Raw genomic sequence first — 26,348 nt, forward strand, 5'->3', positions numbered from 1 at the left:
ACCACCCCTTCCCATCTCGAACAGGGCCGTGAAACGATTCTGCGCCAATGATAGTATACTTCTCGTATGCGAAAGTAGGTCACCGCCAAGCTTCTTATATATACTTGCCTTTGGTAAGTTTTTAGAAAAGCCCTCATTAGAGGGCTTTTCTATTTGTGCTATCTTGTATTATCAATTCATTGAATTGATTGATATAATGTATTTTTGATGGGCGTAAGCCCATTTTTTGTTTCTGTAGAGGATAAAAGGCATCTCGAATGCAGGATTTGTATTCATTATTGGAAAAATCTGTCAGCCAACTTGGTTATGAGTTGGTGGATGTCGAGATTTCTAACCGGGGCAAGCTGATCCGATTATTTATTGATAAACCTGAGGGTATCAATATTGATGATTGTGTACTCGTCAGTAACCAGCTAGGTAATGTGCTCGCGGTAGAAAACGATATTGACTATGACCGGCTCGAGGTTTCGTCGCCTGGCTTGGATCGTGTCTTAAAGAAAGATGCCGATTTCATCCGCTTTACTGGTGAGCGTGCGCAAGTGAAATTGCGTATCCCAGTGGATAACCGGAAGAATTTTATTGGGATTTTGCAAGGTATTGAACAGGATAACCTGTTGATTGAACAGGAAGGGGTGCTGCATCGCCTTGCCTTGTCCAATATAGACAAGGCTAGACTGGCACCTGAGTTTAAATAATTTAAGTACCTGTTGTGATACAGATTTTAGGCGGAGATTTGAAATGAGTCGCGAAATATTATTGTTGGTAGATGCGCTGGCCCACGAGAAAAATGTGGCCAAGGAAGTGATCTTTACAGCGCTGGAACTGGCGCTGGCCTCTGCAACCAAAAAGCGCTTTACCGAAGATGCAGATGTTCGTGTCGAAATTGAGCGAGATAGCGGCAATTATCATTCATTCCGCCGCTGGCAGATTGTTTCTGATGATGATCTGGAAAATCCTGCTGCGCAGATGTATACGGATGATGAGCGTGCTGAAGGCTTGAGTCTCGGCGATTATTATGAAGAGCCGCTGGAATCTGTTGAGTTTGGGCGCATTGGTGCCCAGGCAGCAAAACAAGTTATTTTGCAAAAAGTGCGTGAAGCCGAGCGTGAGCAGATTCTGAATGATTTTCTGGCGCGTAAAGAGCATTTGGTGACAGGTGTCATCAAGCGCATGGAAAAGGGTAACGCGATTATTGAAGTGGGTCGCATTGAGTCTGTGTTGCCACGTGATCAAATGATCCCCAAGGAGAATTTGCGCGTTGGTGATCGCGTGCGTGCATATTTGTCGCGGATCGAACGTACCGGACGCGGCCCGCAGTTGGTGCTTTCCCGTATCGCCCCTGAATTCTTGATCAAACTGTTTGAGCTTGAGGTGCCGGAAATTGAAGAGGGTCTGCTTGAGATCAAATCCGCTTCTCGCGACCCAGGTTTGCGTTCCAAAATTGCCGTTAAATCGAATGATCAGCGCCTGGACCCTGTCGGCACTTGCGTCGGGATGCGCGGTTCACGTGTACAAGCCGTCACCGGCGAGTTGGCTGGCGAACGTGTAGATATTGTTTTATGGTCCATGGAGCCTGCGCAGTTTGTCATTAACGCAATGGCGCCGGCCGAAGTCTCCAGCATTGTCGTGGATGAAGATGCACACAGCATGGATGTGGTCGTGGATGAAGAGCAGTTGGCACAAGCGATTGGCCGTAATGGTCAAAATGTTCGCCTTGCCTCTGAGCTGACCGGTTGGACATTGAATATTCTGACCGAAGCCGAAGCTGCTCAAAAGCATGAAGAAGAATATACCAAGACGCGTCAGCTCTTTATCGACAAGCTGGATGTTGATGAAGAAGTTGCCGATATTCTGGTGCAAGAAGGTTTCAACACACTGGAAGAAATTGCCTATGTGCCTATCGCTGAAATGAGCGAAATTGATGCCTTCGATGAAGAAACAATCAACGAATTGCGCAAGCGCGCACGCGCAGCCTTGTTAACCGAAGCCATTGCCAAGGAAGAGAAGCTGGAAGAGGCTTCGGAAAGCTTGCTGACAATGGACGGCATGGATGATGCTACAGCGCATTTGCTGGCATCCAAGGGCGTTTCCACGATGGAAGACCTGGCAGACCTGGCTGTTGATGAATTGATGGAAATGGCCAACATGGATGCGGAACGTGCCAAGCAGTTGATCATGACGGCACGTGCGCCATGGTTTGCGTAAGCAAATCATGAAATTGAATTTCAGTTAGACGCAACAACGTTTGTAATTAAATGAACAGTGGTATGCGTAAGATGAGGATGGAGTAACAGGATGGGACAAACAAGCGTAGCACAATTTGCCAGTGAGTTAGGGCTGCCGGCCGAGCTGTTGTTGGAGCAATTAAGAGGGGCTGGGGTAAATAAGGCTGCGGCGGATGACACCTTGACTGAGCATGACAAAACCTCATTGCTGGAGTTTTTGCGCAAGGAGCATGGCGCCCAGGCACCAAAAAACAAAATTACCCTTACGCGCCGCCAGAATACCGAAATCAAAAAGACGGACAGCAGTGGCAAGGCCAGAACCATCCAGGTGGAAGTGCGTAAAAAACGTGTCTTGGTACGTCGCGATCCATCCTTGCCTGAGCAAGACGATCAGGGTAATGAGTTTATTCCCGAATCTCAGGCCGAGCTTGAAGTTCAAGAATATGAAACCGTTGCTGAAACTCCCGTAGCCGAGCCGGTTGTTGAAGAGATTGTGCGCGAAGAGCCAGTTGCCGAACCGGAGCCAATTGCGGTTGTTGAAGCTGAAGCACCGGCGATCGTAGAAGAGCCCGAAGTTATTGCGGAGCCTGTTACGGCTACCGAGGTAACTGCTGAACCCGCTGCTGCCCCCGCATCTGGTGGGCGTATCAGTGTGCTGAGCCCTGAACAAATCGCCAAACGCGAAGAAGAAGCGCGTCGTCACGCCGCGCTGGTTGCTATCCAAACGGCTGAGTTGCGTAAGAAGCAGGAAATCCTGCAGAAGCGTCAGGAAGAAGAAGCCAAGAAAGCTGCAGCGGCCGCTGCAGAAGCCGCCAAGCCTGCCAAGGTTGAAGGTACGTTGCATAAGCCAGCGGTCAAGGATGCTACCAAAGCTGATGACAAGGGCGCTAAAAAAGGCAGCAAAAATAACAAAGATTGGGCAGACGCCGAAAACAAGAAGCGCGGTATTAAAACGCGCGGCGATGCTGCGCCTACACAAGGCTGGCGCACTCACAAGTCCAAGTCAAAATCCCACCGGGATGAAGATCAGCAACACGCGTTTAATGCGCCTACTGAGCCGATCGTGCATGAGGTGCTCGTCCCAGAAACAATTTCAGTCGCTGATCTTGCACACAAGATGGCGGTTAAAGCCAGTGAAGTGATCAAGGTGCTCATGAAAATGGGCATGATGGTAACCATCAATCAGGTTCTGGATCAAGAAACGGCGATTATCCTGGTAGAGGAAATGGGTCACGTTGCCAAAGCGGCAGCGGCAAATGATCCGGAAACCTTCCTGGAAGAGCACGATCATGCGGAAGCCATTCAGGAGGCCCGTCCTCCCGTTGTTACCGTCATGGGTCACGTTGACCACGGTAAAACATCCTTGCTGGACTACATTCGCCGTAGCCGTGTGGCTTCCGGTGAAGCTGGCGGCATTACGCAGCATATTGGCGCGTACCACGTGGAAACCCCACGCGGCATGGTGACCTTCCTGGATACGCCAGGTCACGAAGCCTTTACCGCAATGCGTGCTCGTGGCGCCAAGGCTACCGATGTGGTTATTCTGGTCGTCGCTGCCGATGACGGTGTGATGCCACAAACGATTGAAGCCGTTCACCATGCCAAGGCTGCAGGTGTGCCGGTTGTGGTCGCGGTAAACAAAATAGATAAGCCTGATGCCAATCCAGAGCGCGTCAAGCAAGAGCTGGTAACGCACGAGGTGGTCCCTGAAGACTGGGGCGGCGATACCATGTTTGTTGAAGTCTCAGCCAAGGCTGGCACCGGGATCGATGAACTGTTGGAAGCCGTGCTGTTGCAGGCAGAAGTGTTGGAGCTGAAAGCGCCAAAGAACACCCCTGCCAAGGGCCTGGTAATTGAAGGTCGCCTGGACAAGGGCCGTGGCCCGGTTTCTACCATTCTGGTTCAATCCGGCACTCTGCGTCGTGGCGATATGTTGCTTGCAGGTACCGCGTTTGGCCGCGTGCGCGCCATGCTGGATGAAGCGGGCAATGACATCAAGGAAGCGGGTCCTTCTATTCCGGTAGAGATTCTCGGTTTGTCCGATGTGCCATCCGCAGGTGAGGAAGTGATTGTGCTGAATGATGAGCGCAAGGCACGTGAGATCGCCTTGTTCCGTCAAGGTAAATTCCGCGACGTGAAGCTGGCCAAGCAGCAAGCTGCCAAGCTCGAGAATATGTTCGAGCAAATGGCTGAAGGCGAAGTGAAGGTACTGCCGCTGATCATCAAATCCGATGTGCAGGGTTCATACGAAGCGCTGGCAACTTCCTTGCAAAAGCTCTCTACCAACGAAGTCAAGGTCAACATCATACATACCGGTGTGGGTGCAATCAGCGAGTCTGACGTCAACCTGGCAGCAGCATCCAAGGCTGTTGTCATTGGGTTTAACGTCCGTGCGGATGCCGGTGCTCGCAAGCTGATCGACTCTTCGGGTGTGGATGTTCGTTACTACAACATCATTTACGAAGCAGTGGATGAAGTGAAAGCCGCACTGGGTGGCATGTTGTCACCGGAGCAGAAGGAATCCATGATCGGTACCGTGGAAATTCGCGAAGTATTCCGTATTTCCAAGGTGGGTGCGGTCGCGGGTTGCTATGTGAGCGATGGTGTTATTCGTCGTTCATCCAAGGTGCGAGTCCTGCGCGATAACGTGGTGATTCATACCGGCGAACTGGATTCGCTGAAGCGCTTCAAGGATGACGTGAAGGAAGTGAAATCCAATTTCGAATGCGGTTTGTCACTGAAGAATTTCAATGATATTGAAGTGGGTGACACGCTGGAAGTATTTGAAATTGTTGAAGTTGCCAGAACGTTGTAAGGTCAGAAGGCGAACATGGCAAAAGAGTTTTCCCGTAGCGATCGCGTAGCGGAGCAGATGCAGCGCGAATTGGCAGATCTGCTTCAGTTTGAAGTAAAAGATCCTCGTGTGGGCATGGTCACCGTTACTGAAGTTGAGGTGAGCGGTGACCTGGCCCATGCCAAGGTCTTTTACAGTGCCGAAAAAGGCACGCCAGAATTGCAGAAGGGGCTCGAGAAAACAGCAGGCTTCTTGCGAAGTCAGCTGGCTAAACGGCTTTTATTGCGCACAGTGCCTCAATTGCATTTTGTTTACGATGCATCTATTGATAATGGTATGAAAATATCGCGACTGATCGATGATGCGTTGGCGCAGGATCAAGATAACGCTGACAAAGGTGATGCCTGACGCAATGACGTCAGTCATGTCGCAACTGTGCAGTTCAAACGAATCAAACGCGATATTAGCGGCATCTTGTTGCTGGATAAGCCGTTAGGGATATCCAGCAATCAGGCATTACAAATCGTCAAACGCCTGTTTCAGGCAGCCAAGGCAGGCCATACAGGCAGCCTGGATCCATTAGCAAGCGGCTTGCTACCAATATGCTTGGGTGAAGCGACCAAGTTTTCTCATTTTCTGCTGGATTCCGATAAGAGCTACCGCGCTCTGGTGACGCTGGGCAGCACGACCACAACGGGTGATGCCGAAGGGGAAATACTCAAGCGGTCACCCGTTACGACCACCCCGGCAGAGTTGGATGTTGCGCTCAAAAAGATGATGGGCGATATATTGCAGGTCCCCCCCATGTATTCGGCGTTGAAACACGGTGGTAAAGCGCTTTATGAATATGCCCGGGATGGCGTAGAAATTACGCGGGAAGCCAGGCCAGTTCGCATACATGACATTACGCTGGAGCGGTTTGAGGGTAACCAATTTGAGATCGTAGTGTCATGTAGCAAGGGTACATATATTCGTACTCTGGCCGAAGACATCGGTAAGTTGCTAGGCTGTGGTGCCCATCTTGGTGGTTTGCGCCGATTGACGACTGCACATTTCCATCTGGATGATGCAGTGACTATCGAACAGCTCGAACAAATGTCACTGGAGCAGCGAGACGAGGCTTTGCTTGGTGCGGATGCTGGGATCGAGGATTTGCCGCAAGTGACGATTGATGCTGATAGCGCCTTCTATTTACTGCGAGGCCAGGAAGTGTGGAAGTCTGGCCTCAGTATTGAAGGGGTATTCAGAATCTATACTGAACAGGGTGATTTTCTGGGGATAGGGGAGCAAACCTCACGCGGTGCAATCGCGCCCAAGCGTTTGCTGCGTCAAACTGCCTGACAAAGCGCGGTTGAGCGACTTCCTCATTTGAAACTATTCTTCACTCAAGAATGCAGCCAGTCTGGCAAAGCTTTCTTGAGTTTATGATTGAATGAAGATATAATTAAAAGTTGATTGTAAATGAATGCTCTAGCGGGGCTGGATGTAACCTGCATTTGCATTGACGCGCAAACACATCTCACAATACAGGATATAAGTTATGGCAATTACAGTTCAAGAAACAGCAAAGATTGTTGCTGATTTCCAACAAGCTCCAAATGATACAGGTAGCCCAGAAGTTCAAGTTGCACTTCTTAGCGCTCGCATTACATATTTGACAGAGCATTTCAAAAGCAATGCCAAGGATCACCACTCCCGTCGTGGTCTGCTGAAGTTGGTAAGTCAGCGCCGCAAATTGCTGGACTACCTCAAGCGCAAGAATGCTGATCGTTATCGCACTCTGATTGAGCGCTTGGGTCTCCGTAAATAATTACGTTGCACCTTGTAAAGTATCAGCGCAAATTCGTGAATTGAAGAAACAAGCCGAAGGCAAAGCGGTAACGCGGCGCTTATCGGCTTTTTCGTTTTAATAAGGACATAAGACGTGAAAGCCATTAAAAAAACGATTACGTATGGTCAGCATGAGCTGACTCTGGAAACGGGCGAAATCGCTCGTCAGGCTGATGGCGCAGTGATGGTGAGTTACGGCGATACCGTCGTGCTCGTTACTGTGGTCGGCAAAACTGATGTAAAGCCTGGTCAGGATTTTTTCCCATTGACTGTGGATTACCAAGAACGCACTTACGCTGCCGGCAAGATTCCTGGCGGCTTTTTCAAGCGTGAAGGTCGCCCTTCCGAAAAGGAAACGCTGACATCGCGTCTGATCGACCGTCCTCTGCGTCCGCTCTTTCCTGAAGCTTTCTACAACGAAGTGCAAATTGTGGCGACCGTGATGTCGTCGGACAGCGAAATCGATTCCGATATTCCTGCCATCATCGGCGCTTCCGCGGCCCTGGCCATTTCCGGTATTCCATTCTATGGCCCGATTGGTGCAGCGCGTGTAGGTTACATCAATGGTGAATATGTACTGAACCCGACAGCCACTCAGTTGAAAGATACAGAGCTGGATCTCGTAGTTGCTGCGACATCGACCGCTGTACTGATGGTGGAGTCGGAAGCCAAGGAATTGCCTGAAGATGTGATGCTGGGTTCTGTGGTTTATGGCCACGAGCAAATGCAAGCCGTGATCAATCTGATCAACGAAATTGCGGCAGAAGTTGGCAAAGAGCCATGGGATTGGACTCCACCTGCTGAAAACACCGCACTCATCGAAAAAGTCACCAGCATTGCTAGCGCCGATATCAACGCTGCTTATCAGATCAAGTCCAAAGGTGCTCGTTCTTCCAAGCTGGATGAAATCAAAAACCGTGTGTTGAGTGAGCTGATTACTGAAGCCACGTCGACTGAAGAAGCGAACGAAATCAAGTCCATTCTGCATAATCTCGAAGCCAAGGTGGTGCGTGGTCAGATTCTGAATGGCGAGCCACGTATTGATGGCCGTAATACCCGCACTGTGCGCCCGATCACCATCCGTACTGGTGTGCTGCCCCGTACCCACGGTTCTGCCTTGTTCACCCGCGGTGAAACGCAGGCTCTGGTCGTGGCAACTCTCGGTACTGGCCGCGATGAGCAAATCATTGATGCCCTGCAAGGTGAATACACCGATCGTTTCATGTTGCATTACAACATGCCTCCTTACGCTACCGGCGAAACTGGTCGTGTGGGTACGCCTAAGCGTCGTGAAATCGGCCATGGTCGTCTGGCGAAGCGTGCGTTGCTGGCTGCATTGCCAAGCCAGGAAGAGTTCGGCTATACCATTCGCGTCGTATCGGAAATTACTGAATCCAATGGTTCAAGCTCCATGGCATCCGTCTGTGGCGGCTGTCTGGCATTGATGGATGCAGGCGTTCCAGTCAAGACCCACGTGGCAGGTATTGCCATGGGCCTGATCAAGGAAGGTAACCGCGTTGCAGTTCTGACCGATATCCTGGGTGACGAAGATCATCTGGGTGACATGGACTTTAAGGTGGCCGGTTCGGAAGATGGCATTACCGCCCTGCAAATGGATATCAAGATTACCGGCATTACTGCCGAAATCATGCAAGCCGCTCTGGCACAAGCCAAGGAAGGCCGCCTGCACATTCTGGGTCTGATGAAGGAAGCAATGGGTGAGACCCGTCAAGAGCTGTCCGCTTTTGCGCCTCGCATTATCACCATGAAGATCAACCCTGAAAAGATTCGTGATGTTATCGGCAAGGGCGGCGCAGTGATTCGTGCGCTGACCGAAGAAACCGGTACCACCATTGATATTGAAGAAGATGGCACGATCAAGATCGGTTGCACCAGCGCAGAGGCTGGTGAAGAAGCCAAGCGTCGCATTGAAGCCATTACTGCAGAAGTTGAAATTGGTCAGACGTATGAAGGCACTGTCATCAAGTTGCTGGATTTTGGTGCGATTGTTTCATTGCTGCCAGGCAAAGATGGTTTGTTGCACATTTCGCAAATCGCTCATCAGCGCGTAAATGCAGTGGGTGACTTCCTCAAGGAAGGCCAGGTTGTTAAGGTCAAGGTAATGGAAGCTGACGAAAAAGGCCGCGTGCGTTTAAGCATGAAGGCGCTGATCGATCCACCTGCAGAAGAAGCCAAGGCTGAAACAGAAGCATCTTAAGCATATAGGATAGCGATAGCACTAAAACAAAAGGCCGGAATTTCCGGCCTTTTTGTTTTTCTGGCAAGCCATCAAAAGATGGTGATGCCGAATAGAAACCCTTATTTATTTGGCAACTTGACGCTCGCGAATTTCATCCAGCGTTTTGCAATCAATGCAAAGTGTTGCGGTAGGGCGAGCTTCGAGACGCTTCAAGCCAATTTCAACTCCGCAGCTGTTGCAATAGCCATATTCGTGCTCGTTGATCTTGCCCAGGGTCTCGTCGATTTTCTTGATCAGCTTGCGCTCGCGGTCACGATTGCGTAGCTCCAGCGCCATGTCGGATTCCTGGCTGGCACGGTCATTCGGGTCAGCAAACATGGTCACCTCGTCCTGCATGGTGTGCACAGTGCGATCAATGTCGTGACTTAACTCGGCTTTCCAGTCATTCAGGATCTTGCGGAAATGGTCGAGTTGCTTGTCATTCATGTATTCCTCATCCGGTTTCGGTTGATAAGGAATAAATTGTCTTGTGATTGCTTCAGCCATAGGTGCCTTGAAAACTCAAAATGCGATTGACAAAATTTAAAGCGGAGAAAGTGTACACCTAATATAAATGGTATGCAAAACACCTAACTGCATTGAACATGTTGCCTTCGTATATCAAATGAGCGTTCAATTTCCACAATGTCGGCTAGTGTACTACCAATCAGTATACTGGTAACTATATTTGGGCGGATTCCTTGAGTTCAAGAGCCATCAAGGTATTTTCCATCAATGTGGCAACCGTCATGGGTCCGACACCACCCGGTACAGGTGTAATCCAGCTGGCACGTTCCTTGGCAATGTTAAAGTCGACATCGCCGCAGATCTTGCCATCTGGCAGGCGGTTAATACCAATATCAATCACTACCGCGCCGGGTTTTATCCATTCACCGTTAATCAATCCGGGTTTGCCTGCGGCTACAACGACGAGATCAGCACGTTCGATATTCTCGCGCAGATTTTTGGTATGGCGATGACAACAAGTAACCGTGCATCCAGCCAAAAGCAACTCAAGAGCCATGGGGCGGCCGACATGATTGGAGACACCAATGACGACAGCATCCAGCCCCATTAACTGAATATTGGCCGACTTCAACAGTTTGATGACACCAAATGGCGTACAGGAGCGTAGGGTCGGCTCACGTACAGCCAAGCGACCAATGTTGTATGGATGAAAGCCATCGACATCTTTACTAGCAGAGATGGTCTCGATGATTTTCTTTTCGCTGATATGCGGAGGAAGCGGGGATTGCACCAAAATGCCATCGATTTCACTATCTTCGTTCAACTGTCTGATCAACGCCAGCAGATCGGCTTCTGAAGTGTCGGCTGGCAGATCATAGGCAAGAGAGCGTATGCCAACCTTCTCACACGCGACGCGCTTGTTCCGCACATAAATCGCCGACGCAGGATCTGCGCCCAGCATGATGACAACCAAGGCAGGTGCACGCTTGCCAGCAGCCAGGCGTTGGTCAACGCGTGCCTTGAGCTCAAGTAACATGGATTCGGCAACGGCTTTGCCATTGATGAGTTGTGCGGACATAGAATATGGACGAATGAAAAACCATGATTTTAACAGATTCAGTTTGACCACACCGCTGGTTTGCGCTATATTTGCGGTCCTCGGGGTGTAGCGTAGTCTGGTAGCGCGCCTGCTTTGGGAGCAGGATGTCGGGAGTTCGAATCTCTCCACCCCGACCAGTATTTCAAAACGATTGTCCGACAATCTGCCCGTAGCTCAACCGGATAGAGCACCAGCCTTCTAAGCTGGGGGTTACAGGTTCGATTCCTGTCGGGCAGGCCATGATACTGATCCCCCAGTTTCAATGGTGGCTGTAGCTCAGTTGGTAGAGCCCTGGATTGTGATTCCAGTTGTCGTGGGTTCGAGCCCCATCAGCCACCCCATTTGCTTCCTAGTTTTAAAATCTCCCTGATCACTCGCATCTAGTAGCATTAAATCCACTAGGCTCGCTTAACTTCGAGTTGTTATCTGTTGCAGCGCTCGCTCAATTGCTTCCTGGCTGTCTGGCCTCACTTCTCGTGCTATTTCTTCACCATCTCGCAAAAATATCAATGTTGGCCATAGCTTGACGCCAAAGCTACGGCCCAAGCGACGTCCTTTTCCGTCTTCAACCCGGAAATACCTTATGTGGGGATTGGCTTTTATCAGTGCATCTATCCATGGGCGCCTTTGTTGGCAATAGCCACAATACGAAGCCCCGAATTCTATCAAGGCAGGACCTGCCAGCTGATCAATTTCAGCTCGAGTCGGATCAGGAAGGTTTTCAGTCATGATGTACTTGGTCCTTTTACGATCATATTCACCATGGGGTGGATATCGTATCGCCATTTCCGTTCAAATAATGAAGAAATACGATCACAAAACGATGCGTACTGTAGGCTTTTTGTCCGTGGCGAATCAGGCATCTGGCGCGCTCCTGCATCGATATCTGCCATTGATGCTACTGGGCTTAGTGGTTATAGTAACGTCATGAAAAATAAAAATTCTTTAATTTAAGCTGTGGTAAGGGGGTGCCATGACTACAGCTCGTCCAGTTCTTATTATTGTTGACGATGATCCTCTGATCACCGATACATTGCACTTCGTATTGGGTAAATCGTTCGATGTATTTGTCGCCGCCTCCCGTGCCCAAGCGCAAAGCGTATTGCGCCAGCTGAGTGAGCCGCCTTCCCTGGCTTTGGTTGATCTTGGTTTGCCTCCCTCGCCACAAAAGCCGGATGAGGGATTTCAGTTGATTTCCGAATTGCTGGCGCATTCGCCCACCATGAAGATATTGGTGCTGTCGGGCCAGAATGAAGCGTTTAATGTGAAGCACGCCCTCACGCTGGGTGCCGTGGATTTTATTCCCAAGCCTTGTGATGTCGAGCGACTGCAGACGATTTTGCTCAATGCCTTGCAGTTGCAGCATGCCGAGCAGACTGAGGGGGACTTAAGCAACGAAACTTCCTTGCCAGGCTTGCTGGGCGAAAGCGCGCCCATACAAACCTTGCGCACGCAAATATCGCAGTTTGCAGATGCGCCATTTCCCGTACTGATCGAAGGCGAGTCCGGTAGCGGCAAGGAACTGGTTGCAACCAGTCTGCATCGCCTCAGCAAGCGTGCGAACGCGCCTTATCTTTCTATCAACTGCGCGGCCATATCGCCCTTACTCGCCGAGTCCATTTTATTTGGGCATGGCAAAGGCGCGTTTACTGGCGCCGCCAACACCCAGACAGGGTATTTTGAAGATGCGGGGGATGGGACGTTATTCCTGGACGAAATTGGCGAGTTGCCACTGGAGCTGCAGGCCAAGTTATTACGCGTGCTGGAGAATGGCGAATACCAGCGCGTGGGTGAAACGCAGACCAGGCAAAGCCGGGCGCGTATCGTTGCCGCCACCAATCGCGATTTGCGTACCGAGGTGCGCAATGGGAAGTTTCGTATCGATCTTTATCACCGGCTGAGCGTATTCGCTTTGCGCGTTCCGCCATTGCGTGATCTGGAAAATGACCGATTGCTATTACTGGAGCATTTCAGTCAATTCTATGCTCGTGAAACAGGGCAGGCGTTATTTAAGCTGGATGAGCAGGCGCAGCAGTTATGGATGGATTATCACTTCCCGGGCAATGTGCGCGAGCTGCGTAACATCATCATCCGCCTGCTGGCCAATTACGCCGGCGAGACCGTGACACAGAGCCGCCTATCCTCAGAGCTGGATTTGATCGGGCAGATCAAGGTGAAAGAGATTCTGCTCAACGATGGCGATGCCATCACCCTGCATGCTTACCAGCACCTGCGCAGCGAAGCCAACATCAATGTGGATGCCGTGCTGAAGCGTTGGGAAAACGCTTATGTGAATGCCGCCCTGAAAATTACCCACGGTAATTTGAGCCAGGCCGCCAAGCTGCTCGGTATCAATCGCACCACTTTATATAGCCGCATACAAACCCAGGAAGAGTACAAAGAATAGGCCCATGTACTATGCGCATTTCGGCTTAAAGGAACCCCCTTACAAAATCACGCCGAATACCGACGTGTTTTTCACGGGCGGCAAGCGAGGTGCGGTCCTGGACGCCCTGATATATGCCATTCGCAGTGGTGAAGGCATTATCAAGGTGGTTGGTGAAGTGGGAAGTGGCAAAACCATGCTATGCCGCATGCTGCAGACACAACTGCCGGATAGCATAGAAACCGTTTATCTCGCCAACCCCAGCATGGCGCCGGATGAAGTGTTATATGCCGTGGCTTTTGAGCTGCAGCTCAAATTGCCTAAAAATGCGGACAAATTTCATGTCATGCAGATTCTGCAGCAGTATCTGCTCGACAGGCATGCAGCAGGAAAGCAAGTGGTGGTGTTCGTGGAAGAGGCGCAAGGCATGCCCCTTGCCACACTGGAAGAGCTGCGCTTGCTGTCCAATCTTGAAACCAAGCATGACAAGCTTTTGCAGATTGTCCTGTTCGGGCAGCCCGAGCTGGATAGCAATCTGAACGCCTCGCATATTCGGCAGTTGCGGGAGCGTATTACCCATAGTTTCAAATTGCAGCCGCTCGATCAGCACGAAGTGAGTGAGTACCTCATGTTCCGTTTGCGTGCTGCCGGCTATTTTGGTCCGCCATTATTTACGCCGGCTGCCATCAAGCTGCTTTCACGCACTGCGGAAGGTCTGGTGCGCAGGGTAAATGTACTGGCAGACAAGGCGCTGCTGGCGGCTTTTTCAGAGAATGTCTACCAGGTGTGCCCCCAGCATGTGCGGAGCGCGATTGCGGACAGTGAATTTAGCCAGCAAGCACAGCAAAACAGCTGGCGGAGATGGCAATTTGTTCTGGGCGGGCTGACTTTGTGCGCAGGCTTGGCTGCTGGCTACATCGGGCATCAATGGCAGGCTGGCAAACCCATTTCTCAGCCCGTAAACGCCCCTGTGGTAGCGCCATCGTCTGCGTCTGTGGTTTCCAAGCCCCGGGCAGAGGAGGTGAAACTGACAAGCACCGCCGAGACTGCGATTCATTCTTCAGCTGCCGAGCAGCCAACAGCCAGTGCAGTGCAAGATGTTCTGGAAGCCCGCTTGCAAGCGACGCACACGTGGTTAGACCGACAGATCGAGACCACCGTTACCTTGCAGTTGATGGGGGCCTATCGCGATGAGGATATGCGCGATGCCCTGAAAACACTGGCGCTCAAACTGTCGCTGGATGATCTTTATGTCGTGCGTACGCGGGTTGGCGGCCAGCCATTCCTAAGCCTTTTTTATGGCAGCTTTGATAACCGCGAGGAAGCAGCATCAGCCTTGAAGCAATTGCCAGAAAGCGTGCGTGCCAACCAGCCACATATGAGGACTGTGGGTGGAATCACAAAAGAAATAAAACAACTTCAATAGCTTAATTGCCATACTGTACTTAATATGCGATAAATCAGGGGCTGTTTACATGGGGAATCACAAGGCACGATGAATAACAAGATCGTCACTGCTATTGCCTGGCTCGGGTTGGCCGGCTGTTCACATGTATCGCAGATCACACCCTCCACGGGGCATATTGATGCAGTGACGCCACCTGCGCCAGTCGCCACCATTCCCCAGCCCGTCAAAATCACCCCATTTGTCCCCGCGCCCAAGGCTAAAAATCGCGAGCAGACTTACAGCGTTGTCGTAAATGAAGTGCCAGTCAAAGAAATCCTCTTTGCGCTGGCGCGTGAGAGCAAGCTCAATGTGGACATTCATCCTTCTATCCAGGGCAAAGTCACACTGAATGCCGTGGATCAGACCTTGCCCGCGATTCTGGAGCGCCTCGCCAAGCAGGTTGACCTGACCTACAAGGTTGAAAACAACGTGTTGTATGTGGCTCCCGATATGCCGGTGTTGCGTACCTACAAGGTCGACTATGTGAATATGTCGCGCGACACAACCGGCTTTATCGGAGCGGCAGCGGAAATTGCCAGTACCGGGCGTAGCGCTAGTACCGGGACTGCAGGGAGTGTGTCCACCGTCACAAGCAACGGTACCGGCGCCGCCAATAGCTCACGCACCGCCGTGAATAGCGAATCCAAAAATCATTTGTGGGAAACCCTGATTCAGAATCTGCGTGACCTGCTGGCAGAAACGGATAAGGAAGTGATCATTTCGCGCACGGCGAGTCCATCGCAAGCGGAGTCACCTGCTTCCACTAATGAAGGGAGCAATCCTGCGCAACCACTGTTGAATCCGAGCCAGACCACCTTGCCTCCGGCCGCAAGCAATGCCCGCAACGCGCAAGAAGAGCGTGATCAGGCACGCGCCGAATACAAAACCCTGTTCGCCGCGACCGTGATTGCCAGCCCTGAGACGGGCGTCATCAGCGTGCGAGCCACCAGCAGGCAGCATGAAAAAGTGCAGGAATTTCTGGATAAAGTCATGGCAAGCGCCCGCCGCCAGGTATTGATCGAAGCTTCGATTGTCGAAGTCACCCTCAACGACACTTATCAAGCCGGTATTGACTGGACCCGTCTGGGGGGCGGTTTTAACATCAATGGTTCTCTGGGCACTACCGGTATTGTTTCGCCCTCCGGGGTGGCCGCGGCGGCGGGCAGTGTGAGCCCGTTTGTGGTGGGCTACAGCAGCAACGACATCAGCCTTGGTCTCAGGTTATTGCAACAGTTTGGCAATACCAAGGTGCTTTCCAGCCCAAAACTGATGGTCTTGAATAACCAGACAGCGGTGTTGAAGGTGGTGGATAACCTGGTGTATTTCACCATTCAGTCACAGATATCCCAGGGCCTCACTACCGGCTCCACCAATCTGCAATCGGTCACTACCACGCCGAATACTGTGCCTGTGGGCGTGGTCATGAGCGTCACACCGCAAATCAATGATCTTGGCCAGGTTAATATCAATGTGCGGCCGACAATCTCGCGGGTGGTCAGCTACGTCAATGATCCCAATCCCCAACTTGCCAACGCTAATGTCATCAGCCGTATCCCCCAGATTCAGGTGCGCGAGCTGGAATCGGTGCTGCGGGTGAACAGCGGCAACACGGCGGTGTTGGGTGGCTTGATGCAGGACAATATCCAGCAGGCGTCCGATCGTGTGCCTGAAGTGTCCAAAATCCCGTTTTTTGGCAAGCTGTTTACTGCCCGCAGTGACTTTACGATTAAAACCGAGCTGGTGATTTTCCTGCGCCCCATCGTCATTCAGAATGCCACACTGGAAAGCGAGGAGCTGCAGTCATACAAGCAATATCTGCCTAGCATGCAATTACAGCAAAAACTCGATGAGTCTGCTAATTAAAGCCCTATCCCGCGCTGAACAAGGCAAGAGCAGTGGTGACGCTGCGACTGCCGAAACCTTGTCGCTCGAACCGCAAGTCGCAGCTGGCAATACGCGTGAATCTGAGCGGGCGCCTGCAGGCGATCGGGCTACGGCAAGCACGCTGATGCAGGCCAGGCCCCGCCATTCCGGAATATCGCCAACCACCCTGAGTGTGTTGGGATTAGTGCTGCTGCTGGCATTGCTTGGCGGATATTTTTTGTATGACTACCTGCAATCGTTAGCCAAACCTGACATTGTCATGGCAAAAATGGCCCCGCCAGAAGTGCCAGCTGCTCCATCCAGCACGGTAGACGAAGAGCTGTCTGTGGCGAATGATAGTCCACCTGCGGCGACTTCGTCTGCGGAAGTGTTCTCAAACAAACATCCTGTACCCAGCGCTGGCGCAGATTCTGCTTTGGATATGAGTGCTCCTGCGAAATCCCCAGCTGCGGTCAAAGCTGCACCGCAGGTATTTGGTACGACGCCGGACTTGCCGACGGCAAGTACATTTACCGTCAGCAAAAGCAATATTGCGCCGGCGGTGAACCCGAATCTCACCGCCGCATATAAAGCCTGGCAGGCAGGGGATATTGCCTCGGCACAAAAGCAATACCGCATGGTCTTGCAGAGTGATGGCGGGAATGTGGATGCCTTGCTGGGCATGGCGGCCATCGCCCTGCAGCAAGGGCGGCAAGCCGATGCACGCGGCTGGTATAGCAAAGTGCTGGAGCTGGATCCCCGTAACCCGACAGCGCAATCGGCCCTGATAGGCATAGGGGAAGAGGCGGATCCTCTCGGTAGCGAAAGCGCACTTAAAAATTTGCTGGCGCAGCAGCCAGAGGCGGCCCACCTGCATGCCATGCTGGGCAATCTCTACGCCAGCCAGCAGCAGTGGGCTGCGGCACAGCAGGCGTATTTCCAAGCGCACCATTTTGCGCCAGATAACGTCGACTATCTGTTCAATCTGGCCGTCAGTCTGGACCAGATGGGCAAACCTGCACTGGCGCTGCCGTATTACCTGCAGACCCTGCAACGCCTGCCCGCTGCCGGGGCGTCGCAGGTGGATCGCGCGCAGCTGGAAGCCCGTATAGCCCAGTTACAGCCTTGAACCCATATCGCATTTTTAAAGAGCATACTCGAACGGCATGACAGAACCTCAGCGTAAACAGCGGCTTGGTGAATTAATGGTGCAGCAGGGACTGCTGAGCCAGGATCAGCTCCGCATTGCGTTGATTGAGCAATCGCAAAATGATATTCCGCTAGGCCGTCACCTGGTGCGCCTGGGGTTTGTGACCGAAGCCATGGTGCGCGATCTGGTGGCGGACACCATAGGCTATGAAAGCATAGACCTCGCGCCTGTGGTGGCTGATGCCGAGGCACTTGCCATGGTGCCGGAGGACTTTGCCCGCCGCTATCATCTGTTGCCGATTGCCTATGAAGAAGCGGCGCGCCAGCTGGTGATCGCCATGGCGGATATGTTCAACGTCGTGGCACTGGATCAGCTACGCGCCATGCTGGGGCCGCAGATTCAGATCAAGCCGGTGTTGGCCGCCGAAGCGCAGCTGGAAGAATATATCGACCAGTTTTACGGCTATGAGCTCTCGGTGGATGGCATTCTGCGTGAAATCGAAACCGGCGAAATCGATTACCAAAGCCTGCAGGCCGATGGCAATGAATATACCCAGCCGGTAGTGCGTCTGGTCGGTGCGCTGTTGATGGATGCGGTCAAACGCAACGCATCGGATATTCACTTTGAACCCGAGCTGGCTTTTTTACGCATACGTTACCGTATTGATGGTGTATTGCGGCAGGTGCGTAGCCTGCACAAGACATTCTGGCCTGCCATTGCCGTTCGCCTCAAAGTCATCAGCGGGATGGATATTGCAGAAACCCGCGCTCCGCAGGATGGCCGCCTGCAGATCAACCTGGTCGGTCGTCCGATTGATTTCCGCGTGGCAAGTCACCCCACTATCCACGGGGAAAACCTGGTACTGCGCGTGCTCGACCGCGAAAAATCCATCATGCCGCTGGAGCGCATGGGCATGCGGCCGAATACCCTAAATGAATTGAAGCGCATGATGACGCGCCCCGAGGGCATCGTGGTCGTCACCGGCCCGACCGGTAGCGGCAAGACCACTACGCTGTATTCCCTGCTCGCGCATCAGAATACCGAGGCGGTCAATATCATGACGCTGGAAGACCCGGTGGAATACCCGGTCACCATGATGCGCCAGACCTCGGTGGCCGAGGTCAATAAGCTTGATTTTGCCAATGGCATACGTTCCATCATGCGGCAGGATCCCGACATTATCCTGGTGGGCGAAATCCGCGATGAAGATACCGCCACCATGGCATTTCGCGCGGCCATGACCGGGCATCAGGTATTCACCACCCTGCATACCAATTCTGCGCTGGGGACTTTCCCCCGTTTGCTGGATATCGGCATTTCGCCGGACATCATGGCTGGCAATATCATCGGCGTGGTGGCCCAGCGGCTGGTGCGGGTACTCTGCCCGCAATGCAAGCAAGGCCATGCGCCTAACGAAGACGAGCGCACGCTGCTTGGTTTGGCCGCCGGGCAGGATGCCATTATCTACCGGCATGTGGGCTGCAAGCGCTGTGGCTATACCGGCTATCGCGGTCGCATGGCGATTATCGAGCTGCTGCGGATCGACAGCCAGATGGATGCCCTGATTGCCCGCCGTTCGCATCTGGATGAAATGCGCGCCCTGGCGATGGAGCAAGGCTTCGTGCCGCTGGCCGAAGATGGCGTGCGCCGCATTCTGGAAGGCTATACCAGCATCAGCGAAGTTATGCGGGTGATCGACCTGACCAACCGGATGCGTTGAGCATGCCGACCTTCAACTACAAGGCGGTGGATCAGATCGGGCGGCCAGCCCATGGCCAGATAGACGCGCTTAACGAGGTTGACCTGGAGGTGCGGCTGGAGCGCATGGGGCTCAGCATGATTACCTTTCGGCCTGCCCGCAAGTCGCCTGCCTTGTTCAAGCGCAGCCACGTCAGCCTGCAGGATCTGATGATGTTCTGCTTTCAACTGGAACAACTCACCAGCTCAGGCGTGCCTCTGCTGGAGGGTCTGGCGGATTTGCGCGACAGCACGACCAATCTGCATTTCCAAAAAATCATCGGGGCGGTGACGTCTGAGGTCGAGGGCGGCAAGCTATTGTCACAAGCCCTGGCCGAGCATCCCAAGGTGTTCAATCCATTGTTTGTCAGTCTGGTGCAGGCGGGCGAACAAACCGGGCGTTTGCCCGAAGTATTCGATAATCTCGCCAATACCTTCAAATGGCAGGATGAGCTGCTCTCCCAGACACGCCGCCTCCTGGCCTACCCGTTGTTTATCATGGTGATGGTGCTGAGCGCGGTGGTGTTCCTGATGATTTACCTGGTGCCCAAGATGGTGGGCTTTCTGCGCAATATGGGGCAAGAGCTGCCTTTGCAGACCAAGGTGCTGATTTTTCTTTCGAATGCTTTCGTCAATTACTGGTGGCTGATTCTGGGGCTGCCGGTGCTCATTATCAGCGCGCTGGCTTATCTCATTCATCACTCGCCAGCGGCGCGTTACCGTTTTGATTACCTGATGCTGCACTTGCCAGTCACCGGGCCCATATTGCAAAAAATCATACTGGCGCGTTTTGCCCGCTATTTTGCCTTGATGTATCAAACCGGCATCCCGATTCTGGATGCCATCAAGACCAGTGAAAACATCGTGGATAATCGCGCGGTGGCGGATGCCCTGACGCGTGCCCATCATCAGATCAATGCGGGGGAAAGCATGAGTGAAAGCTTTCGCAATGCCGGGCTTTTCCCTCCGCTGGTGGTGCGCATGATCAAGGTCGGCGAAAGCACCGGCGCGCTGGATGTCGCACTGCTCAAGATCAGCTATTTTTATGATCGCGATGTACGCGAATCCATCGAAAAGATGCTCAAGATGCTGGAGCCCGCGCTCACGGTCATCCTCGGCGCCATCATGGCCTTTATCATGTTCTCGGTGTTGGGCCCGGTTTACGATTCCTTCAGCACGCTAAAACTCTGATGGCCATCTTCAATAAAATCGTCCTCTGCGCTACCACTACCCAGCTGATTGCCGGGGTGTGGCGTCTGGGCAACTTGCAATCCAGCCACGAGTTCAGCAGTGATCCCAAAGGCTATGAGGCCTTTGTGCGCTTTCTGGCCCAGCACGACAATACCCGGCTCTACATGCTGGTGGATGCGGTGGAGGAGGATTACCAGCAGGATTATCTGCCGCATACCCGTGGCAGTGCCCGCCGTGAAATGCTGACGCGCAAACTGAATCATGGCTATCGCAATGCTACTTTCAAGGCCGCGCATTTCATTGAGCGCCAGAAGGATAAGCGCAAGGATGATCGCTTCATCTACGTGGCCCTGACCAAGTCGGACTTCCTGCAGCCCTGGATGCAAGCGATCGCGGCTCAACGCATGCCGCTTGCTGGCGTCTATCTGCTATCGATGATGAGCGAGCTGTTGCTGCAACGCATGAAGCTCAAGGCGCCGCATATCCTGCTGAGCGAACGGCTCAACTCGGGTCTGCGCCAGACGTACTTTCATCATGGACGTTTGCTGATCAGCCGGTCGGCGCCGGTATCGCCAGCCATGCAGGAGCGCATGGCCTATTTTTACCTGGCTGAAACCGAGAAAACCCGGCTCTACCTCATCAGCCAGCGCCTGGTGATGCGTGATACACCGATCAAAATGGTGCTGGCGGACATTGATGACACCAGCCGCCAGATTTGCCGCAATATCTCACAAGAACAAAACCTGGAATGCGTCAGCGAAGATTTGAAAGTCCTCGCCAAAAGCCTGGGCTTGAATCCGGAATTGCTGACGCGGCATCCCGAACTGATGCACATGCATCTGCTGGCGACTGGCGAGTTGCCGGTCAATCTGGCTCCAGCCAGCTATACCCGCCACTATCAGGTAGGCAATGTGGCACGCAGTATTCATCTCGCCAGTGTGCTGACTTTGCTGGGCGGGTTTGTGGCGGCAAGCTATATCGGACAGCAGGCGGCGCAGACCTTGCAGCAAACGCTTGAAGCCGGCCAGGAAACCCGCATGCAGGAGCAGAAGTACCACGAGGTCGCCAAAAATTTCCCCCAAACGCCTATCCCCAGCATAGACCTGCGTGCTGCGGTGGAAACCGCACGCAAGCTTGCGTCTTATGCGCAAACGCCACAAGCCGCCATGCAGGCGCTCAGTGAGGTTTTGCAGGCGCAGCCCGATATGCAGATTCATCGCATGCGCTGGGTGAATACGCCGGATATCACGATACGGGATGATAAGGCCGAAGGGGTTTCTGCGGGGCCAGCACAGGCTGCTCCGGCCGATGCTCAGCTAAGTGATACCAGCGTATTGCACCAGCTGGTGTTCGTGGATGGAGAGGTGGCGGGTTTTAATGGGGATTACCGTGCAGCTTTGGTACGTGTCAATCAGCTTGCTGAAAAGCTGCGCAGCTTGCCACAAGTGGCATGGGTAGAGGTGTTGCAGGAGCCGGTGAATGTCAGCTCCTATTCCCGCTTGCAAGGCAGTACTACCGATGCTGTGTCGGCGGTTTCCATGGCAGCCAATTTCAAGCTCAAGTTTATTCTCAGGCCAACGGAGGGCGCGCAATGAAGCTCACCCGCCAGGATTGGTCGCGTCTGGCCTACCCATTGGCCGGGTTGGCATTGGCACTGATTGCGGCGGCCTTGCTGATCAGCTTTGCCTACGATCGCGTGACGGAAGCTGAGCAGGCGCTCCAGGCGCAGCAGCAGCAACTGCAGCAAGCCCGCAGCCGGTATATGGCGTCAGGCCAGGAAAAAGACACCATCGTCAGTTTTCTTCCTCCCTATAAAGCGCTGGTGGAGGAAGGCTTTATCGGCGAGGAGCGGCGTATCCTCTGGCTGGATAGCATCCGCAATATTCATCAGCAGTACAAACTGTTCAAGATCACTTACGCCATTGGTGCACAGGAGCCTTATACCCCACCGTTTCCGGTCGACACTGGCAGTTTTAAGCTCAATCGCTCGGTGATGCAGCTGGAGCTGCCCATGCTGCATGAGGGCGATATCCTGACCTTTTTGCAGGCATTGCGTCAGCAGCAGCGCAGCCCCATCATTATTCGCGAATGTGAATTGACGCGTTTGCGCGCCATCATGGATGCGACGATGACGCCCAATCTTATCGCCAAGTGTGAGCTGGACTGGTACACCCTGCGTGAAGCGCAATCGGGAGTGGCGCCATGAAAATATGGCTGACTATACTGTTATGTCTCGCCTCTGGCATGGCGCTGGCGGACGACTTGGGTCGATTGTTCACCACACCATTGCAACGCGCACAGCTGGATGCGCAACGCCGCAATATGCGCGCCCTCCCGGAAAAAATGCCGGAACAGGACATGGGCGCCGTGATGGATAGCGCCCCCGCTGGACCAATTTCAGTACAAGGCTATGTGCGCAGAAGCGATGGCAAGCCAGGTACGGTATGGGTCAATCAGCAAGCCATGCAGGAAAACAGGACGCTAGGCACCATGATTGTGGAAGAAGGAAAAAACCGCCGTGTGGAGATCAAGCTACCGGGTACCGGGCAATCGGTGAGGTTAAAGGCGGGGCAGGTGTACAAACCTGATAGCAACCGTATTGAAGAGTACAAGGCGACGGCCAAGGAATCCGCCTCCGCGCCACAAGAGCGAGAAAATGCGCCTGCATTGCCCTGAGTACTCCTCGCCGACTACGGGGCAGCAAGGCATCATCATGATCGTGATGGCCCTGATCCTGCTGCTGGCTGGCAGCATGGCCTTTTTTGAGCGCATGGATGGCTATCAATACAAAGTGATGCGCGAACAGAAAACACTCGATGCGTTGGCAGAAGCCAAGGCTGCGCTCATAGGCTGGTCGGTGGCACATGCACAGTACCCTGGCATCCTGCCGTTTCCTGATCGAAATTCGGATGAAAACTACGATGGTCAGAGCGATTGTGTCAGTCAGGTGAGCACGCTCAATTACAGTCACTTGCTGGGCAAGCTGCCTTATCTTGCGCAAACAAATCCGTGCGTCGGCATTGGCGCAGGTAACTATGGCTTATCTGAAAACCTGATGGACGCCGAGGGCGAGCGCTTGTGGTACGCGGTGTCACGCAATCTGGTACGGCCTTCCACCAGCGCCGTGGTGATCAATCCCGATATTGCCGATGCCCCCACCTATCCCTGGCTGCAAGTGCGCGATAAAAGCGGACGCCTGCTTTCAGACCGGGTGGCGGCGATTGTCATATCAGCGGGGCCGGTACTTGGTTCGCAAAACCGGGCAGGCGGCATTGCGGGTCCAGCTGCCTATCTCGACAGCATTACCATCAATGGCGTTGCTTATTCGAACGCCAATTATCTGGTCGCGAATGAGGTGTTTATTAACGGCGAGGCCAGTGATCGTCTATCCAGCGAGAAACAGACCGAATTCAATGACACCCTGGTGTTCATTACCATTGATGAACTGCTGGCTGCCCTGCAGAACCGGGCGATGGGGGAGGCGGCCACCGCGTTGCGCAGTTATTATTCGGCGAGTGCGGCAGCGGCAAATGGGCGGTTTTTTCCTTATACCTCGCTTTTGCCCGATAGCACACGCGCCTGCCAGGAGGGCAGTTTGAGTGGCAGCCTGCCGCTCATTAACAATAATTGCAGCCACCCGAATCCGGCGTTAACCCTGCCAGCCTGGTTTACGGAAAGCCACTGGCAAAACTATGTGAAATATGAACTCACGGCGGATTGCAGCTATGCAACGCGTGGCTGCAGCAGTAGTGGGCTGGCGCAACTATCCAACCTTGATGGCACACGTATTTTGAAAGTAACACCATGACGTCGCATCGAATAAGCAGTCGAGGCTTCAGCTTGATCGAGCTATCGATAGTGCTGGTGATCGTGGGGCTGGTGATTGCCGGCATGCTGGTGCCGCTGTCTGCCCAGATTGATCAGAAAAATTACAACGAAACGCAAAGAGCCATGGCCGAACTGCGCGATGGCCTGATCGGATATGCCAGCAGTAATGGGTATCTGCCATGCCCGGATACTACGGGCGACGGGCGGGAAGACCGGGATGGCACAGGTGCCTGTGTGGTAGACCCAGCCGAGGGTAATTTGCCATGGGCTGACCTCGGCATGGGCAAGCAGGATGCCTGGGGGCAAAAGTATCGGTATCGTGTCACGAATGGATTTGCAAATAGCGTTACCAAATTTACCCTTTCGACCACACCCTCAATGACCATCACCGATACTAGTGGCGTGACATTGGCGTTGCGTGTCCCCGCTGTCATTGTCTCCAAAGGCAAGTCGGGCGCGGGCGCGGGAGTGAATGAGCAAGAAAATACAGATAACGATGATAATTTAGTCAGCGATGTGCCAAGTGCCGTGGCAGGCAACGAGTTCGACGATATTGTGGTGTGGGTACCATCGACCTTGCTATTGAACCGCATGCTGAGCGCCGGAAAACTGCCATAATTGCGGGTATGAACGACAACCAACTTTTACGCTATAGCCGCCATATCCTGCTGCCTAATATCGGTTACGAGGGCCAGGAGCAACTCGTCAACAGCCATGCCCTGATTGTGGGGGCGGGCGGATTGGGCGCGCCAGTGGCGATGTACATGGCGGCCGGTGGCACCGGCAAGCTCACCATCTGTGATTTTGATACGGTGGACATGACCAATCTGCAGCGGCAGATTATTCATACCACAGCCTCCGTGGGCATCAACAAGGCCGAGTCAGCGCAGCAAGCCTTGCAGGCATTGAACCCGGAAGTAGAGGTGATCACCATACGCGAGAAATCGACAGAGGCTACGATGTCCGCTTTGGTGCGTAACGCCGATGTGGTGATCGACTGCAGCGATAATTTTGCTACCCGCTATGCCTTGAACCGCATTTGCCTGGCGGAAAAAAAACCGTTGGTATCCGGGGCGGCCATTGGCTTTGAGGGCCAGATTACGGTGTTTGATTTCCGGCAGGAAAACAGCCCCTGCTACCATTGCCTGTACCCGGATACAGGCGCCGACGATGCATTGCGCTGTGCTGAAAATGGCGTATTTGCGCCGCTGGTGGGCATGATAGGCACGACACAGGCAGCCGAAGCCATGAAGCTGCTGATGGGAATCGGCCAGAGCCTGCAGGGCCTGCTGCTGCTGCTGGATGTGCTGAGCATGGAGTGGCGCAGCCTGCGCCTACAACGCGACCCCACTTGCAGCGTTTGTCAGCCTTCTTAGGGGCGGATGCGGATATTGGGATATTGCTCGGCGATGTAATGCAGCAGGGCATTGATGAACAGGATCAGGCCTAGCATCTCCAGCCCCTCCTCCAAGGTAGTCAGCAGGCTGTAGCCGAAGTTTTCCACTCCATGCAGAGCCGCGTAGCGCCCTCCCAGAATTTCCAGACCAATAATCGCCGTGCAGTAGATGCCGCCGGCTAGCAGAAAGCGTATGCGGTGAGTGCGGCTTAGGTGCTGCAGAAAGCGTATATACGATATGCCGATGAACGCGATCACCAGCAAGCCGGGAATCACCCAGGAGTACTTGAGCCAGATGCTGTTTTCCAGGTGCAATTGCCTGTGGGTGATGCTGGTGAAAATCTCATGAAAGCTCATGAACTCATCCGCCGCCATCAGCAGAAATCCGGCCGACAGGATTTGCCAGTGCAGGGTATAAGGCGCGCGCTGTGCGCGTTTAAGATAAGCAATCAAGCCCAGCAAGCCACTGCAGGTGAGGAGGAGCACCACCGAATAGAATGTGGGGACATTGACTTCAGCATTGAGGTTGAGGAGACGCGTTATCCCCATTAACGAACCATGCCCCGTAAAGAATTTGATGCCTTGTGTTGCCAGGCTGGCTAGCACCAGCGTAATCGCAATCAGCAGAAAAGCACGCGTTGCGACGAGTGTTGTTTTCATTCCCCTTACCCCTTTTTTAATTATTATTCAATGAC

23 protein-coding genes, 3 tRNA genes and 1 rRNA gene are annotated in these 26,348 nt (G+C 53.2%); 23 read left to right on the plus strand and 4 right to left on the minus strand.

From position 1 onward, the window contains the following. The 8 genes from rrf to pnp all read left to right on the plus strand — a co-directional run. A 5S ribosomal RNA gene (rrf, locus tag FNL37_RS14155) occupies positions 1-91 on the plus strand; the annotation flags it as partial. Positions 92-257: 166 nt separating this feature from the next. Beyond that, entirely contained in the window at positions 258-695 is a 438-nt protein-coding gene (gene rimP / locus FNL37_RS10965; protein ID WP_013440893.1) for a ribosome maturation factor RimP, read from the plus strand. Between the two features lie 43 nt (positions 696-738). Further along, positions 739-2,205 (plus strand): transcription termination factor NusA, encoded by a 1,467-nt coding sequence (gene nusA / locus FNL37_RS10970; RefSeq protein ID WP_159356204.1) that lies wholly within the window; start codon positions 739-741, stop codon positions 2,203-2,205. A gap of 90 nt (positions 2,206-2,295) precedes the next feature. Then, on the plus strand, positions 2,296-5,040 hold the full coding sequence (infB, locus tag FNL37_RS10975) for a translation initiation factor IF-2 (RefSeq protein ID WP_159356205.1): 2,745 nt from the start codon (positions 2,296-2,298) through the stop codon (positions 5,038-5,040). 15 nt (positions 5,041-5,055) lie between these two features. Next, positions 5,056-5,427 (plus strand): 30S ribosome-binding factor RbfA, encoded by a 372-nt coding sequence (rbfA, locus tag FNL37_RS10980; protein ID WP_013440896.1) that lies wholly within the window; start codon positions 5,056-5,058, stop codon positions 5,425-5,427. Positions 5,428-5,454: 27 nt separating this feature from the next. Next, positions 5,455-6,360 carry a tRNA pseudouridine(55) synthase TruB gene (truB, locus tag FNL37_RS10985; RefSeq protein WP_159356206.1) on the plus strand — a complete coding sequence of 302 codons (906 nt, stop codon included), beginning with the start codon at positions 5,455-5,457 and terminating at the stop codon, positions 6,358-6,360. Between the two features lie 199 nt (positions 6,361-6,559). Continuing rightward, on the plus strand, positions 6,560-6,829 hold the full coding sequence (gene rpsO, locus FNL37_RS10990) for a 30S ribosomal protein S15 (protein WP_015829110.1): 270 nt from the start codon (positions 6,560-6,562) through the stop codon (positions 6,827-6,829). A gap of 114 nt (positions 6,830-6,943) precedes the next feature. Beyond that, positions 6,944-9,067, plus strand: a complete 2,124-nt coding sequence (gene pnp / locus FNL37_RS10995; RefSeq protein WP_159356207.1) for a polyribonucleotide nucleotidyltransferase — start codon at positions 6,944-6,946, stop codon at positions 9,065-9,067. A 105-nt stretch (positions 9,068-9,172) separates the two neighbouring features. Here the strand turns inward: pnp and dksA are convergent, their stop codons facing one another. Both dksA and folD read right to left on the minus strand, forming a co-directional pair. Next, on the minus strand, positions 9,173-9,595 hold the full coding sequence (gene dksA, locus FNL37_RS11000) for an RNA polymerase-binding protein DksA (RefSeq protein WP_013440900.1): 423 nt from the start codon (positions 9,593-9,595) through the stop codon (positions 9,173-9,175). 175 nt (positions 9,596-9,770) lie between these two features. After that, the gene (folD, locus tag FNL37_RS11005; protein ID WP_159356530.1) at positions 9,771-10,634 is read right to left on the minus strand and encodes a bifunctional methylenetetrahydrofolate dehydrogenase/methenyltetrahydrofolate cyclohydrolase FolD; all 864 of its coding nucleotides are present in this window, start codon (positions 10,632-10,634) and stop codon (positions 9,771-9,773) included. Between the two features lie 81 nt (positions 10,635-10,715). On the opposite strand from folD, the gene FNL37_RS11010 reads away from it, so the two are divergent. From FNL37_RS11010 to FNL37_RS11020, 3 genes are all read left to right on the plus strand, one after another. Next, positions 10,716-10,792 (plus strand) — tRNA-Pro (locus FNL37_RS11010). A gap of 26 nt (positions 10,793-10,818) precedes the next feature. Continuing rightward, a tRNA-Arg gene (locus FNL37_RS11015) sits at positions 10,819-10,895 on the plus strand. A 25-nt stretch (positions 10,896-10,920) separates the two neighbouring features. Then, positions 10,921-10,996, plus strand: a tRNA-His gene (locus FNL37_RS11020). 67 nt (positions 10,997-11,063) lie between these two features. Here the strand turns inward: FNL37_RS11020 and FNL37_RS11025 are convergent. Continuing rightward, the gene (locus tag FNL37_RS11025; protein ID WP_159356208.1) at positions 11,064-11,384 is read right to left on the minus strand and encodes a thioredoxin family protein; all 321 of its coding nucleotides are present in this window, start codon (positions 11,382-11,384) and stop codon (positions 11,064-11,066) included. A 244-nt stretch (positions 11,385-11,628) separates the two neighbouring features. On the opposite strand from FNL37_RS11025, the gene FNL37_RS11030 reads away from it, so the two are divergent. The 12 genes from FNL37_RS11030 (at position 11,629) to FNL37_RS11085 (ending at position 25,633) form a co-directional block, all read left to right on the plus strand. Next, positions 11,629-13,062 (plus strand): sigma-54-dependent transcriptional regulator, encoded by a 1,434-nt coding sequence (locus tag FNL37_RS11030; protein WP_015829112.1) that lies wholly within the window; start codon positions 11,629-11,631, stop codon positions 13,060-13,062. A gap of 4 nt (positions 13,063-13,066) precedes the next feature. After that, entirely contained in the window at positions 13,067-14,467 is a 1,401-nt protein-coding gene (locus tag FNL37_RS11035) for an AAA family ATPase (protein ID WP_159356209.1), read from the plus strand. A gap of 69 nt (positions 14,468-14,536) precedes the next feature. Next, complete coding sequence (gene mshL, locus FNL37_RS11040) at positions 14,537-16,351, plus strand: pilus (MSHA type) biogenesis protein MshL (protein WP_159356210.1); 1,815 nt, start codon at positions 14,537-14,539, stop codon at positions 16,349-16,351. Beyond that, positions 16,335-17,480 (plus strand): tetratricopeptide repeat protein, encoded by a 1,146-nt coding sequence (locus tag FNL37_RS11045; protein WP_159356211.1) that lies wholly within the window; start codon positions 16,335-16,337, stop codon positions 17,478-17,480. The genes mshL and FNL37_RS11045 overlap by 17 nt, the downstream gene beginning before the upstream one ends. Positions 17,481-17,517: 37 nt before the next feature. Continuing rightward, positions 17,518-19,221, plus strand: coding sequence for a GspE/PulE family protein (locus FNL37_RS11050; protein ID WP_015829116.1), 1,704 nt, complete (start codon positions 17,518-17,520; stop codon positions 19,219-19,221). Positions 19,222-19,223: 2 nt separating this feature from the next. After that, complete coding sequence (locus FNL37_RS11055; protein ID WP_159356212.1) at positions 19,224-20,429, plus strand: type II secretion system F family protein; 1,206 nt, start codon at positions 19,224-19,226, stop codon at positions 20,427-20,429. Beyond that, complete coding sequence (locus FNL37_RS11060) at positions 20,429-22,024, plus strand: hypothetical protein (RefSeq protein ID WP_159356213.1); 1,596 nt, start codon at positions 20,429-20,431, stop codon at positions 22,022-22,024. Before FNL37_RS11055 ends, FNL37_RS11060 begins: the two co-directional genes overlap by 1 nt. After that, entirely contained in the window at positions 22,021-22,635 is a 615-nt protein-coding gene (locus FNL37_RS11065; protein WP_159356214.1) for a hypothetical protein, read from the plus strand. Before FNL37_RS11060 ends, FNL37_RS11065 begins: the two co-directional genes overlap by 4 nt. Continuing rightward, entirely contained in the window at positions 22,632-23,105 is a 474-nt protein-coding gene (locus FNL37_RS11070) for a hypothetical protein (protein WP_159356215.1), read from the plus strand. Before FNL37_RS11065 ends, FNL37_RS11070 begins: the two co-directional genes overlap by 4 nt. A gap of 37 nt (positions 23,106-23,142) precedes the next feature. Then, entirely contained in the window at positions 23,143-24,237 is a 1,095-nt protein-coding gene (locus FNL37_RS11075) for a hypothetical protein (RefSeq protein WP_244948285.1), read from the plus strand. Next, positions 24,234-24,875 (plus strand): type II secretion system protein, encoded by a 642-nt coding sequence (locus FNL37_RS11080; RefSeq protein WP_159356217.1) that lies wholly within the window; start codon positions 24,234-24,236, stop codon positions 24,873-24,875. Before FNL37_RS11075 ends, FNL37_RS11080 begins: the two co-directional genes overlap by 4 nt. Positions 24,876-24,883: 8 nt before the next feature. Then, complete coding sequence (locus FNL37_RS11085; protein WP_159356218.1) at positions 24,884-25,633, plus strand: HesA/MoeB/ThiF family protein; 750 nt, start codon at positions 24,884-24,886, stop codon at positions 25,631-25,633. Here the strand turns inward: FNL37_RS11085 and FNL37_RS11090 are convergent. Continuing rightward, complete coding sequence (locus tag FNL37_RS11090; protein ID WP_159356219.1) at positions 25,630-26,313, minus strand: multidrug transporter; 684 nt, start codon at positions 26,311-26,313, stop codon at positions 25,630-25,632. The genes FNL37_RS11085 and FNL37_RS11090 overlap by 4 nt on opposite strands. Positions 26,314-26,348 lie beyond the last annotated feature (35 nt).

The sequence above is a fragment of the Methylovorus glucosotrophus genome, assembly GCF_009858335.1.
Taxonomy (GTDB): domain Bacteria; phylum Pseudomonadota; class Gammaproteobacteria; order Burkholderiales; family Methylophilaceae; genus Methylovorus; species Methylovorus glucosotrophus.

Coding starts and splice junctions, on each gene's coding strand:
- FNL37_RS11060 (WP_159356213.1), top strand. CDS start 20,429: ATGGCCATCTTCAATAAAATCGTCCTCTGCGCTACCACTACCCAGCTG.
- FNL37_RS11090 (WP_159356219.1), bottom strand. CDS start 26,313: ATGAAAACAACACTCGTCGCAACGCGTGCTTTTCTGCTGATTGCGATT.
- FNL37_RS11050 (WP_015829116.1), top strand. CDS start 17,518: ATGACAGAACCTCAGCGTAAACAGCGGCTTGGTGAATTAATGGTGCAG.
- mshL (WP_159356210.1), top strand. CDS start 14,537: ATGAATAACAAGATCGTCACTGCTATTGCCTGGCTCGGGTTGGCCGGC.
- infB (WP_159356205.1), top strand. CDS start 2,296: ATGGGACAAACAAGCGTAGCACAATTTGCCAGTGAGTTAGGGCTGCCG.
- FNL37_RS11065 (WP_159356214.1), top strand. CDS start 22,021: ATGAAGCTCACCCGCCAGGATTGGTCGCGTCTGGCCTACCCATTGGCC.
- rimP (WP_013440893.1), top strand. CDS start 258: ATGCAGGATTTGTATTCATTATTGGAAAAATCTGTCAGCCAACTTGGT.
- FNL37_RS11055 (WP_159356212.1), top strand. CDS start 19,224: ATGCCGACCTTCAACTACAAGGCGGTGGATCAGATCGGGCGGCCAGCC.
- nusA (WP_159356204.1), top strand. CDS start 739: ATGAGTCGCGAAATATTATTGTTGGTAGATGCGCTGGCCCACGAGAAA.
- FNL37_RS11085 (WP_159356218.1), top strand. CDS start 24,884: ATGAACGACAACCAACTTTTACGCTATAGCCGCCATATCCTGCTGCCT.
- folD (WP_159356530.1), bottom strand. CDS start 10,634: ATGTCCGCACAACTCATCAATGGCAAAGCCGTTGCCGAATCCATGTTA.
- FNL37_RS11070 (WP_159356215.1), top strand. CDS start 22,632: ATGAAAATATGGCTGACTATACTGTTATGTCTCGCCTCTGGCATGGCG.
- FNL37_RS11045 (WP_159356211.1), top strand. CDS start 16,335: ATGAGTCTGCTAATTAAAGCCCTATCCCGCGCTGAACAAGGCAAGAGC.
- rpsO (WP_015829110.1), top strand. CDS start 6,560: ATGGCAATTACAGTTCAAGAAACAGCAAAGATTGTTGCTGATTTCCAA.
- FNL37_RS11075 (WP_244948285.1), top strand. CDS start 23,143: ATGATCGTGATGGCCCTGATCCTGCTGCTGGCTGGCAGCATGGCCTTT.
- FNL37_RS11030 (WP_015829112.1), top strand. CDS start 11,629: ATGACTACAGCTCGTCCAGTTCTTATTATTGTTGACGATGATCCTCTG.
- FNL37_RS11035 (WP_159356209.1), top strand. CDS start 13,067: ATGTACTATGCGCATTTCGGCTTAAAGGAACCCCCTTACAAAATCACG.
- FNL37_RS11025 (WP_159356208.1), bottom strand. CDS start 11,384: ATGACTGAAAACCTTCCTGATCCGACTCGAGCTGAAATTGATCAGCTG.
- dksA (WP_013440900.1), bottom strand. CDS start 9,595: ATGGCTGAAGCAATCACAAGACAATTTATTCCTTATCAACCGAAACCG.
- rbfA (WP_013440896.1), top strand. CDS start 5,056: ATGGCAAAAGAGTTTTCCCGTAGCGATCGCGTAGCGGAGCAGATGCAG.
- FNL37_RS11080 (WP_159356217.1), top strand. CDS start 24,234: ATGACGTCGCATCGAATAAGCAGTCGAGGCTTCAGCTTGATCGAGCTA.